The organism is Campylobacter concisus (assembly GCF_902460625.1).
Classification (GTDB): domain Bacteria; phylum Campylobacterota; class Campylobacteria; order Campylobacterales; family Campylobacteraceae; genus Campylobacter_A; species Campylobacter_A concisus_AD.
The window spans coordinates 1-12315 of sequence record NZ_CABPUT010000005.1 but is presented as its reverse complement, the minus strand read 5'-3'; the positions used below and the strand labels follow the sequence as shown (position 1 = coordinate 12315).

The 12315-nt window shown below is 37.0% G+C and carries 12 protein-coding genes and 1 tRNA gene; 11 read left to right on the top strand and 2 right to left on the bottom strand.

Features of this window, described 5'->3' with window-relative positions; translation table 11 throughout:
* Window positions 1-108: 108 nt before the first annotated feature.
* A complete protein-coding gene (locus F3G69_RS04125; protein WP_223154495.1) occupies window positions 109-507 on the top strand; it encodes a ribosomal maturation YjgA family protein in 399 nt (132 codons plus the stop codon).
* A gap of 76 nt (window positions 508-583) precedes the next feature.
* Here F3G69_RS04125 and polA read toward each other — a convergent pair whose 3' ends face one another.
* Window positions 584-3220: a DNA polymerase I gene (gene polA, locus F3G69_RS04120; protein WP_103600786.1), complete on the bottom strand. Its 2637-nt coding sequence runs from the start codon at window positions 3218-3220 to the stop codon at window positions 584-586.
* 120 nt (window positions 3221-3340) lie between these two features.
* On the opposite strand from polA, the gene F3G69_RS04115 reads away from it, so the two are divergent.
* The 7 genes from F3G69_RS04115 to F3G69_RS04085 all read left to right on the top strand — a co-directional run bounded on the left by F3G69_RS04115 (window position 3341) and on the right by F3G69_RS04085 (window position 9262).
* Entirely contained in the window at window positions 3341-4384 is a 1044-nt protein-coding gene (locus F3G69_RS04115; RefSeq protein ID WP_149714502.1) for a glycosyltransferase family 4 protein, read from the top strand.
* The gene (waaF, locus tag F3G69_RS04110) at window positions 4381-5325 is read left to right on the top strand and encodes a lipopolysaccharide heptosyltransferase II (RefSeq protein ID WP_149714501.1); all 945 of its coding nucleotides are present in this window, start codon (window positions 4381-4383) and stop codon (window positions 5323-5325) included. Before F3G69_RS04115 ends, waaF begins: the two co-directional genes overlap by 4 nt.
* Before the next feature lie 135 nt (window positions 5326-5460).
* Window positions 5461-5889 (top strand): TonB-system energizer ExbB, encoded by a 429-nt coding sequence (exbB, locus tag F3G69_RS04105; RefSeq protein ID WP_054196205.1) that lies wholly within the window; start codon window positions 5461-5463, stop codon window positions 5887-5889.
* Window positions 5876-6259, top strand: coding sequence for a TonB system transport protein ExbD (gene exbD / locus F3G69_RS04100; protein WP_072593836.1), 384 nt, complete (start codon window positions 5876-5878; stop codon window positions 6257-6259). The genes exbB and exbD overlap by 14 nt, the downstream gene beginning before the upstream one ends.
* Window positions 6234-7010, top strand: a complete 777-nt coding sequence (locus F3G69_RS04095) for an energy transducer TonB (RefSeq protein WP_149714500.1) — start codon at window positions 6234-6236, stop codon at window positions 7008-7010. Before exbD ends, F3G69_RS04095 begins: the two co-directional genes overlap by 26 nt.
* Window positions 7011-7172: 162 nt before the next feature.
* Window positions 7173-7248 (top strand) — tRNA-Phe (locus F3G69_RS04090).
* Between the two features lie 346 nt (window positions 7249-7594).
* Window positions 7595-9262, top strand: a complete 1668-nt coding sequence (locus F3G69_RS04085; protein ID WP_072593834.1) for an anaerobic C4-dicarboxylate transporter — start codon at window positions 7595-7597, stop codon at window positions 9260-9262.
* A 51-nt stretch (window positions 9263-9313) separates the two neighbouring features.
* Here F3G69_RS04085 and flhB read toward each other — a convergent pair whose 3' ends face one another.
* Complete coding sequence (gene flhB / locus F3G69_RS04080) at window positions 9314-10387, bottom strand: flagellar biosynthesis protein FlhB (protein WP_107788328.1); 1074 nt, start codon at window positions 10385-10387, stop codon at window positions 9314-9316.
* A gap of 132 nt (window positions 10388-10519) precedes the next feature.
* On the opposite strand from flhB, the gene F3G69_RS04075 reads away from it, so the two are divergent.
* The 3 genes from F3G69_RS04075 (at window position 10520) to rpmA (ending at window position 12173) form a co-directional block, all read left to right on the top strand.
* On the top strand, window positions 10520-11482 hold the full coding sequence (locus F3G69_RS04075; RefSeq protein WP_103599988.1) for a hypothetical protein: 963 nt from the start codon (window positions 10520-10522) through the stop codon (window positions 11480-11482).
* Window positions 11483-11589: 107 nt separating this feature from the next.
* Complete coding sequence (gene rplU, locus F3G69_RS04070; protein ID WP_002942523.1) at window positions 11590-11904, top strand: 50S ribosomal protein L21; 315 nt, start codon at window positions 11590-11592, stop codon at window positions 11902-11904.
* A gap of 11 nt (window positions 11905-11915) precedes the next feature.
* On the top strand, window positions 11916-12173 hold the full coding sequence (gene rpmA / locus F3G69_RS04065) for a 50S ribosomal protein L27 (protein WP_002942569.1): 258 nt from the start codon (window positions 11916-11918) through the stop codon (window positions 12171-12173).
* Window positions 12174-12315 lie beyond the last annotated feature (142 nt).

Here is a 12315-nt window from a genome sequence, read left to right as displayed (position 1 = left end):
TTAAAGATGGTATGGATATCATTTCTAATTTATAAAAAAGTAAAATTTTCAAATAAGTAAAAAATGCAAGTAAAACGAAAAATATACAAATCTTTTCAATACGAGAAAATGAGACATAGCTTGCGAGCTAGATTGTTCTTTTTAGTCGTGGCAATCGTGATTTTGACAATCGAAATTTTTATCGCAGTTTTTGTCAAAGGTGGCTTCGTGCGTCATTATTTGGGTGATGTGCTAGTTACGATGATGCTTTACGCATTTGGACGAGCTATATTTAAAACTGCACCAAAAATTTTAGCATTTGAAATATTTGCTTTCTCGCTATTTATAGAAATTTTACAATACTTTAAAATGCTTGAAATTTTAGATATTCATAATTTAATAATACGTATAGTCTTTGGCGGAACATTTGACGTTAGCGACATCGTATGTTACGCATTAGGCTGCTTGCTGGCTTATTTGACTGATGCCATTTGCTTTCTGCAAAAGTATAAAAGTCCAAAGATATAGTGATAAACTACAACTTTATTTTTTAAGTATAAAGCAGGAACTAATCATCTTAAAAGCTCCAGCAAAATTTATCTATCTATTTTAGTTCACCCCAGTTTTTAGCGATATTTAACGATGTTTTAAGCGGCACATTTAGCGTGTAAATTTCCTCCATCGTCTTTTGTGTTGCCCTGCCAAATTCCTGCGCAAATTCGTCTTTTACTTCAAAGATCAGCTCGTCGTGGATTTGAAGCAACATACTCGCTTTTTCATCTAAATTTGCTCTAACTTTTACCATCGCCATCTTGACTAGATCCGCCGCAGAGCCTTGAAAGACCGTATTTACCGCCTCGCGCTCAAACATGGCTATTTGCATAGGTGTGGCACTTTTAAAGTCAAAGTAGCGCCTTCTGCCAAGCAGTGTCTGCACAAAGCCGTCGTTTTTAGCTGAAATTTTTATCCCCTCTAAAAACTCTTTGATCGTCTCAAACGCCTTAAAATAGCGCTCTATATACTCTTTTGCCTCGGCTCTTGTGATATTTACTTGATTTGCCAGCTTGCTTGAGCCCATGCCGTAAATGAGGCCAAAATTTATACTCTTTGCCACGGCTCTATTTTGCCCGTCGCTGCTACCAAATATGCTAATAGCCGTCCTTGCGTGGATATCCTCGTCATTTTTAAACGCCTCAAGCAGCGCAGGATCACGGCTGAAGTGAGCTAGCAGTCTAAGCTCGATCTGGCTGTAGTCAAGCCCCACAAAGCTATAGCCTTCGCGCGCCTCAAAGCACTCTCTAACATCCTTTGCGAGACTGCCACGAGCTGGGATATTTTGTAAATTTGGATTTTTACTTGAAAGCCTGCCAGTACTCGTGCCAGTTTGCAAAAAGCTCGTGTAAATTCGTGAGCCCTCATCCTTTTTCGCAAGTGCTAAAAGTGGCTCGCAGTAGGTGCTTTGCAGTTTATATAGCTCTCTGTAAGCTAAAATTTTCTCAATCACTGGATGAGCGTCCGTAAGCTCAGCTAGCACGCTCTCATCGGTGCTATATCCTGTTTTTGTCTTCTTTTTCGTTGGAAGCTTTAGATGCTCAAAAAGTATGACGCCAAGCTGTTTTACGGAGTTTATGTTGAAATTTTCGCCGCTTAGCTCGTAGATTTCACTTGTTAGCACCTTTAGTTTGGTGTCGTTTTCAAGGATCAGCTTTTGCATCTTAGCTTCATTTATCTTGATGCCGTTTTGCTCCATGTCAAAGAGCGTGAGTATAAAAGGAAACTCGTGTGTATCAGCAAGAGCGAGCAAATTTTTATCAAGCGTGTTTAAAAAAGTTTTATAAAATTTAAGCGTTATCCAAGCGTCCTCACTCGCGTATTTGGCTGCATTTTCTAGAGGCACATCGCCAAAAGTTTGCCCCTTTTTGACAACATCTTCAAATTTTATCGTGTCGTAGTCATAAAGCCTTTTTGCCAGTGCATCCATACCGACACTCGAGTTTGGATCGCTAAGCCAAGCAAGGATCATTGTGTCTTTAAAATTTGCTGGGGGATTTAGACCTAGGTTATTTTTAACTATCTCAAAGTCGTACTTTAAATTTTGTCCGATCACGCAGCCTTTGTAAATTTGCCCTATCGCCCAAGTGGCAAATTTTAGACTAATTTGCTGCGGTACACCAAGGTAATTGTGAGCTATCGGCACGTAGTAGGCATCCTCGTCGTTAAAGCAAAAGCTAAATCCAACAATCTTTGCGCTCCTGCTATCAACACCTGTGGTTTCGGTGTCAAATGCGACGATAGTTTCAGGTGTGATGTTAGCAAGTAGCTTTTCAATATTTGCTTCATCAAGTAGTAAATTTGCCCTAAAGCCTAGTTTAAACTCGACACTCTCCTCTTTTTGTAGACTTTTTAAGAGCCTATTTAGATCATACTCTTTTAAAATTTCTGAGATATTTATCAGAGGATTTTGCTCTGGAAATTTAGAGTGCTCAAGATCAAATGAACTAACTGCGTCATCAAATAGAGTGGCTAGCTTTTTGCTCAAAAATGCTTCGTCTTTTGCTGCGGCAAGCATATTTTTAGTGCGCTCGTTTCTAAGAAGGGCTAAATTTTCATAAATCCCCTCTAAGCTGCCATACTCAGCCAAAAGCTTTTTAGCTCCCACTGCGCCGATGCCTTTTACACCTGGGATGTTGTCCGAGCTATCGCCTGCGATCGCTAGAAAGTCCCTTACCTGTGCCGGATAAACTCCATACTTTTCAAAGCAGCTTGCACTATCATGATCGATCTTGCTTTGTGGGCTGTAGATGCTCACTTTGCCGTCCTCTATGAGCTGGTAAAGGTCCTTGTCATGCGTGACTATTCGCACAAATATATCTTTATCCTTGCAAAATTTAACCGCACTTGCGATGATGTCATCGGCCTCGTAGCCCTCGCGACTAAGACTGTAGAGTCCCATTTTTTCTATCATATCTATGCAAACTGGAAGCTGTTCTTTTAGCTGAGCTGGTGGCTCGCTCCTGTTTGCTTTGTAATCACCTAAAATTTCGTGACGTAAGGTTTTGCCTTTGCTATCAAGAGCGAAGATGAGATAGTCGCTTTGGTATTCATCCTTTAGGCTTGCTATAAAATTTGCAAAGCCACTTATCATTCCGCTTGGCTTGCCTTCACGGTTTTTAAGTCCGCTCATGGCGTAGTAGAGCCTAAAAAAGAAACCAAAAGTGTCAATAATCGTAAGTGTTTTCATTTTTATCCTTTGTGTAATTTTATGAAATTTAGGCAAAAAATAGGCTGATTTATAAAAATTTTTGATATTATGGCGGACATTACAAATAAAAAATCACAAAAACAAAAAAGCTTTGAGGTCATGAAAAAAATAGTTTTTTTACGTATCAATCCAAACGCAGTCGGTGGTGCCGAACGCTATTTAAGAAGGCTTACTAAAGCCCTAAAAGACGTAGGTATAGACACTTCTATACGTTCATATCTAGGAGAGGCTAGGATCTCGTCATGGAAAAAGGCTTTGAGATATAACGCACAGGTAAAACGCCAGAAGCAAAGCGATGAAGTATATTTTAGCTTGGAGCGAGTGAGCTGCGCAGATATTTATAGAGCAGGGGACGGCGTGCATAAAATTTACCGTGCCACAAAGCCATTTTGGTGGGTTAATCCTCTAAATTTTGTCTATCCATATCTAGAAAAACGTTGCTTTAAAAATTCTAAAAAGATAATCTCAAATTCAAACTACATAAAAGAGCAAATCATTTCAGCTTACGGCATCGATGAGTCAAAGATCGTTACTATTTACAACGGTATAAATTTGCCACAAAAGGTAGAAAAAGGAGAAGCAAAGCTTAGCGTATGCGAAGAATTTGGACTCGATTACAATTTACCAATTGTGCTTTTTGTCGGAAATGGCTTTAAAAGAAAAGGGGCAAAGGACTTTTTACTTCTTGTCTCAAAGCTAAAAACGCCAGTAAATGCGCTAATAGTAGGCAAAGATAAAAATTTAAATTCATATAAGAAGCTAGCAAAAAAGCTAAAAATAAATGCATTTTTTACGGGTGAGCAAAAAATGACTGCAAAATTTTATGAAGCAAGTGATATTTTTATATTTCCAACACACTATGAGCCATTTTCAAATGTCGTTTTAGAGGCGCTTAGTTTTAAAAATATTGTCTTTACAACGGCTCAAAATGGGGCAGCTGAAATTTTAGAAAATCGTTTTATCATGCGTGAACCAAATGATGAAAGTATACTGGAGCTAGTGGAGCAGGTGCTTAATGATAATGACATGATGAGAGAACTGCAAGAGAAGTCATTTTTACTTTCGCAAAAATTTAGTATAGAAGAAAATGCAAGCAAAACTCTTGAAATCATAAACGAAGTGCTAAATTTGGAGCAAAAGTGAGAGTGTTTATAGAGCTTCCAACTTGGCTTGGTGATGCTGTGATGGCGAGCGCAGCGATAGAAAATTTAAGTAAAAATGCTAAAAATATTGTATTTTTTGGCTCTTACGTGGCCTGTGAGCTTTATAAATCACATCCAAAGTGCGAAAAAGTAGTCATTGACGATAGTAAAAAGCAAAACTCAAGATATTTAAGTCTTATAAAAACAGCCAGCAAGCTTGGAAAATTTGATATCGCTATTAGCTTTAGAAGCTCATTCGCTAGTAAATTTTTGCTATTTTTTCTAAAAGCAACGCAAAAATTTTGCTTTAAAAAGGGTAGCGAGAGCTTGCATCAGGTGCAAAAATATCTAAATTTCATAAAGCAAAGCCTAAATTTAAAAGAAATTTCAAACGAACTAAAGATTTACTATGAAGCTAAAAAAAGCGAGCAAAAGCTCCTCGTGCTAAATCCAGGTGCTAGCTACGGAAGTGCCAAAAGGTGGTATCCGCACTATTTTGCAGAGGTTGCACTGCACTTTAAGGATGAATTTGATGTAAAGATCACTGGCTCAAAAGTTGAGCTTGAGATTTGCAATGAAATCGAGCAAATGCTCTTACAAAATGGTATGAAATGTGAAAATTTGGCTGGAAAAACGAGCATAAAAGAGCTTTGCGAGGTCATAGGTTCTATAAAAAATGGCATCTTTTTGACAAACGATAGTGGTCCTATGCATATCGCAGCTGCTTATAAAGTGCCACTTGTGGCTCTTTTTGGACCGACTAAATTTAAAGAGACTAGCCCATGGCAAGATGAAAGTGCAAAGATAGTGCATTTAAATTTAGAGTGTATGCCATGCATGAAGCGAGTATGTCCTATAAAGACACATGCCTGCATGAAGGAGCTTACACCAAAAATGGTTATCACTGAAATAGAGCTACTAAGAAAAAAAATAAATTTTTGAAATTCTAAACATAATTAAATATATACATACAAAATTAAAAATTTTAGTTTTTATTTGATTACATTTTTACTAAACATTTGACATTGGTTATCAATATAGCTATAATCACGCAAAAATTTTTACTAAGAAGGTATTATGGAGCTAATTAAACATCACATTGATCATGTAATTATTGCGATTTTAGGCATTATGAGTTTTTTTGTACTTTGGTATACGATTGAGCGTATTATTTTTTATTCACGCGTTGATATAAAAGGCTACAAAAGTATCGAATCGCTTGAAGAAGCACTAACCAAAAATTTAACCACACTTTACATTATCTACTCAAATGCACCATATGTAGGACTTCTTGGTACAGTTGCTGGAATTATGATCACATTTTATGATATGGGTATGGCAGGCGGAATCGATACTAAAAGCATAATGGTCGGCCTCTCTCTTGCACTAAAAGCAACTGCTTTTGGATTACTTGTAGCGATACCAACTTTGATGATTTACAATGGTTTTGTTAGGAAAGTAGATGTAATGCTAAATAGATACAAGGCTGAAAATGCGTCTAAATAAAAAAGATGGGTTAAATATTGTCCCATTTATTGATATTATGCTTGTTTTGCTTGCTATCGTGCTTAGCATTTCGACTTTTATTGCTCAAGGTAAGATAGCTATTGATCTTCCAAGCGCAAACAGTGCCGAGCAAAGTAAAGAGGACGATAAAAAGGTAAGCGTAGTAATTGATAAGGATAATAAATTTTTTATAGATGATGTAGAAATTTCTGAGAACGAACTCAAAGATAAGCTAAATGCTGTTGATATAAAGACATTGATCGAACTAAAAAGCGATAAAAATTCGAAATTTGATAGCTTTGTCAAAGTAATTGATATATTAAAAGAGAAGGGCCACGAAAATTTTGCAATCCAAACAATCTCTGAATAAAATTTCAAATTACAGCGGCTTAGCTGTTTCGCTTATAGTGCATGGAGCAGCAGTATATTTTTTGCTTTCACATAATTTTGATGAGATAAAAATAGGTGAGCAAAAACCGATAAAAATAGCTCTTAATTCATTTACTCCAGTGCCACAAGTCTCAGCACCTCAAATAGCGGAGCAAATTCTTATCCCAGAGCCAACTCCACCAGCTCCACCGCCACCACCAGAGCCACCAAAACCTGAGCCAAAGCCAGAACCAAAACCTGAACCTAAAAAGGTGGAGAAACCAAAGCGTGAAATAAAAAAAATAGAGCCTAAAAAAGAGAAAAAAATAGAGCCTAAGCCTGAACCGGTAATTGCTCAGCCAGTGCAGCCTATTGTACCGCCAGCTAGTGTAAATACAAATTTGCCAGCCAATAACAAGTCTATCGCTGCAGCTCCAGTTCAAAATGTAACACCTGAGCTAAATTTATCAAATTCGCAAGGTGATGAAGATTTTACGAAGGTTATAATCGCAGTTAAGAGGCATAAAAGTTACCCAAATAATGCTAGACGCATGAAGCATCAAGGTGTTGTAGAAGTTAGGTTTTTACTTAAGCAAGACGGCAGCATAGATGAACTTAAAGTTAGTAAAAGCTCTGGTTTTGAGTCGCTTGATAATGGTGCTTTAGAAAATATTCAAAGAGCAAGTTCTGAGTTTCCAAAGCCTAAGCAAGATCGTTATCTGCGCTTTCCTATTTCATATACACTAAAATAAATTACAAGCTTATTTAAGCTTGTAATTTATTATCTGTTTTTTAGAATTTCTTTTATATTTCAAGTCAAAATAGAAAAACATAACTTATTTTATTTAAAAAAGTGTGTATTTTAAACTTGCTTTAAATATTAAACATGTATAATCTAACTTTCTTTAACGGGTGGTTGGATAGCTCAGTCGGTAGAGCAGCAGACTGAAAATCTGCGTGTCGGCAGTTCGATTCTGCCTCTAACCACCATTTAAACTTTTCTTAAATATTAATCCTTTTTCTTTTATCTCTGTTGAACTTCGTATTTATAAGGCTTTTATGATATTTTTCTAGATTGTTTATAAAATTTAAATAAATTTTTATTATTAATAAATTTAAAATATAACAATGCTATTTTTATCTTATATATTCTAAGACAAATAAAATCTTCAAGATCAAAAAATTTTTGCAAAAGACAATCTTGTAAAAATTTATCCTAAATAAGCTTTTTAATCAAAATATTATATTTATATCAAGTTATCCTTAAAATATAAGTTTAATCTAAATCCATAAGAGATATAATCTTGGTTAAATTTATATTAACTTAGGAGGTTTCATGGATTTTCTCATGAATTTAAGTGAAGGCATGCAGTTTGCTATTCAGCTTCTCATCGTCCTTATCTGTTTGTTCTACGGAGCTAAAAAAGGCGGTATCGCACTTGGTATGCTAGGAGGTATCGGCCTTATAGTTCTTGTTTTTGGATTTAACATCGAGCCTGGTAAGCCAGCAATTGATGTTATGCTAACTATCCTTGCTGTTGTTGTGGCAAGTGCTACACTTCAAGCTAGTGGTGGTCTTGATGTTATGCTTCAAATAGCAGAAACCATACTTAGAAAAAATCCAAAATATGTAAGTATCTTAGCTCCATTTGTAACATGTACGCTTACTATTTTATGCGGAACTGGACACGTTGTTTATACCGTGCTTCCTATCGTTTATGATATCGCTATCAAAAACGGCATCCGTCCAGAGCGTCCTATGGCTGCAAGCTCAATAGCTTCACAAATGGGTATCATCGCTAGCCCAGTTTCTGTTGCTGTTGTAACCCTTACAAGCTTTCTTATTAACGCTAAAACTCACCTAGCTGGCTTTGATGGGTATTTAGATCTTTTAAAGATTACGATTCCATCAACATTTTGTGGCGTTTTAGCGGTAGGTATTTTTAGCTGGTTTAGAGGCAAAGATCTTGACAAAGACGAGGTATTTCAAGCAAAGCTTCAAGATCCTGAGTTTAAAAAATATGTTTATGGTGATAGTGCGACGCTTTTAGGCAAAAAGCTTCCTGGCTATCAATGGGCTGCAATGTGGATATTTTTAGGCTCTATCCTTGTAGTTGCGCTTCTTGGATATTTTAAAGATCTTCGTCCAAGCTGGACTACTTACAAAGACGCAACGGTTGTTCAAGTAATAGCTAACCTTCCAACTGAACAAAAAGTCTTAAAAACCTTAAAAATAAAAGATGCTAGCATCCAAACAGAGGCGGCTGAGCTAAAAGTAGCAAACGATAAGCTAAATGCCAATCAAAAAGCTCAATCAGTCAAAATCATTGGCAAAGATGCAAATCAAACTCTTACTCGCACAGCTGATGGCGCAGTAACATATATAAATGAAAAAGGCGCAAAAGAAGAATTTCAAGGTGCTTACATCAATATAAGCAACAAACAAGCATCTTCAAAGAGCTTAAGTATGGTTCATGTTATCCAAATTTTCATGCTTTTAACTGGCGCTATCATCTTAATCTTTACACCAACAGATGCTAGCAAGATCGGCAAAAACGAGATATTTAGATCAGGTATGATCGCTCTTGTTGCAGTTTTTGGTATCTCTTGGATGGCTGAGACTATGTTTGCAGTACACACTCCGATGATGAAAGAGGCGCTAGGAAGCATCGTAAAAGAGCACCCTTGGACTTATGCGGTTATGCTTTTGATTATCTCAAAATTTGTAAATTCTCAAGCTGCAGCCTTGGTTGCTTTTGTGCCATTAGCATTAAATATCGATGTTAATCCTGCTATCATTCTAGCTTTTGCGCCAGCTTGCTACGGATATTACATCCTACCAACATATCCAAGCGACCTTGCAGCTATTCAGTTTGATAGAAGCGGTACGACACATATTGGTAAATTTGTTATCAATCACAGCTTTATCATTCCGGGTCTTATTGGTGTTATATCCTCTTGTATATTTGGCTATATTTTTGCAACTGCTTTTGGATATCTATAGTAGATAAATTCTCTTGCTGCTAGTAATTTCTAGTGGCAAGAGTAGAATTTATCAAAGCTTATCTTTAAATTTTTGTTTATTGCTCATATAAACGAAGCTTAGCACTTCGGCTACGGCCCTAAAAAGATGTGCTGGTATCGTATCATCGACTTCACAAATTTTATAAAGCTCTCTTGCGAGTGGTGGATTTTCATAAATTTGCACACCATTTTCAACGGCTATTTTTTTGATTTGCAGTGCTAAAAAATCAACACCTTTTGCAAGTATTATCGGCGCTTCGTCACGACTTTTATCATATCTTATCGCTACGGCGTAGTGAGTAGGGTTTGTGATGACTACGTCAGCTTGTGGGATATTTTGCATCATTCTACGCTTGGCTGCACGCATTTGTGCTTGACGAATTCTGCCCTTCACTTGCGGATCTCCTTCCATTTGCTTATACTCATCTTTTATCTCTTGCTTGCTCATACGAAGGTCTTTAAAGTATTGAAAACGTACGATGAGAAGGTCGATAAGGCCGATCACAAAAAGTATAAAAAGCATGACACTAACAAGAATGATGAGCTTTTCTTTTAGCCAAGTAAGCTGATCAAACATAGAAAAAAAGAGCGTGTGCGGCAGCTCCTTTATAAACTGCAAGAAAAAATAAAATCCAACACCAAAGACGATGCTAACTTTTAGCACGATCTTAATGCTATCTATCACTTTTTTCATCGAGAATAAATTTTTTAGCCCTTTTAGCGGGTTTATCTTACCAAAATTTGGCATTATAGGCTTTGTGGTAAAGATAAATCCAAACTGCATTACATTTGCGATGACACCAGCGATCGCCACACAGATACAAACCGGAAGTATCATAAGAAGCGACCTTGCAAAGGTATTTACGACGATCATTTTTACAGTTGGCAAGGTAAGTGGCTGACCGATAAATTTTGAGTAATAGATATAAAGTGAGATGATCTGTTCTTTCATAAAATTTAGCATTGCAAGTAATACGCCAATAGCGATGACAAGGGTCACGAACCCAGCCAGGTCCTGACTTTTGGGAACGTTGCCGTCTTTTTTGGCATCTTCTATCTTTTTGGGGGTCGCTTCTTCGGTTTTTTCCTGATCTTCGCCTGCCATCTTTATCCTAAGCTTGCTTAAATTTGGGGCGATTATAGCCAAAATGCGGTTAAACTATCCGCTAAAGCCACTTTTTGCACGTGGAAAATTAGGTGTTTTTGGCTAAAATTAGCAAAAATAAGGAAACACAAAATGTCATTTTTAGAAGGCTTGCCTAATATTTTCAAAACCAAAAAACTACCAAAAAGCGATGAAGAGCTACTTTTAGACGAGTATGCAAGCATTTACGACCAAATAAAAGAGAAAAATTTAAACGAATACGACTTTTTATGTGAGCTCATACGATTACTCTCTTTTTCAAGAGCTAGATGCTACGACATTTACCTTGAAAAGTGCCTAGCTGAGGGCGACGCTGAGGCACTAAATGATCTCATTTTTCAATACGCTAAGCTAAATTTACTCCCAGGATGTAGTGGTGGATACGATCAGTGTGAGAGGCTCATACCGGCATTTTTTGCTATCGCTTGCGGTGACACGCAGAGTATGGCAAGGATCTTTCCAAAAGGCTTGCCGCCTAGCAAAAACGGCTATAAATTTCTATGTGTTATGCATGATCTGCTCACGGCGATACTTTGGCAAGATGAAAATTTACTTGCCCCTGCCTTAGAAAAAGCACGCACTTTTGCAGAGTCCAAAAAGCCAGCAAATGAAAGAGGGGCGATTAAATTTGTGCTTGCCCTGCATAAAAAAGATGTGGCTGCCATGAGTGAGCATTTGCAGAAATTTTGCTCCACATTTGACAGGACAGATGCGCCTAAATTTGAAAAAAGGCTTTATATTTTCGCACACGGACTTCACGCTTTGGCACGCTACTTTTTACCGTTTGAGCTCTTTAAAGAGATCAAGCTACCAAAGAACGAAAATTTCAGTAAATTTTACGCAAAAAGGCTCTTTCAAAATGAAATTCCCAAGCCAAAACTTTATTTTACTTTTCTGCCTGAGCTTGAACTGATAAATGTGATTTTAAATGCGCCAGTAGCTAAAACTCTGATATATCAGCCATATTTGCCAAATGACAAAACATTTTTTCTGGATCACGATGCGATGATTAAAAATTTGGCCGACGAGATCATAAAATCAGGGGCATTAAAGTAGAATTTATAAACTTTTGGCTAACATTCACACCTTACAACCAATAAAGCTCCATAAATCTTTTGCAAAAAAGTGCTTTTTGGTCTTACCAAATTTTAGAAAGGTAGAGTATGTCAAAATACGCTATATTTAAGCATGGCGGTAAGCAATATCGTGTTAGCGAGGGCGAGTTCCTTAAGCTAGATCACTTTAGCGCTGAAGCTAAATCAACCGTTGAGATTACAGAAGTTTTAGCTGTAAATGACGGCGAAGTAAAGGTAGGTGCGCCATTTGTTAAGGGTGCAAAAGTTGTTCTTGAGGTCGTTAATGAAGGCAAAGACAAAAAAGTAGTTATCTACAAAAAACGCAGACGTAAAGACTCAAAACTAAAACGCGGCTTTAGAAGACAATTTACACGTGTAAAAGTCGTAAGTATCGCAGCTTAAGGAGATAAGATATGGCACACAAAAAAGGTCAGGGTTCAACCCAAAATAACCGTGATAGTATCGGACGCCGATTAGGTGTTAAAAAATTTGGTGGTGAGTTCGTTCGTGCTGGAAATATAATAATCCGCCAAAGAGGAACAGCAACTCACGCTGGAAATAACGTAGGTCTTGGCAAAGATCACACTATTTTTGCTTTAGTCGATGGCTTTGTAAAATTTGAAAGACTTGATAAAAACAGAAAAAAAGTATCTGTTTATCCAGCTGCATAATCCCAGGGGCATTCGCCCCCCCCCTTTTTTTTTCTAAAAATTATTCAAAAATCAAAATTTTTATTTAGTGTTTAGATTTTTTCAAACAGCTATTTGAGAGAAATTTTAAATCAATCACAACTCTATATTTCGAGCTTCATGG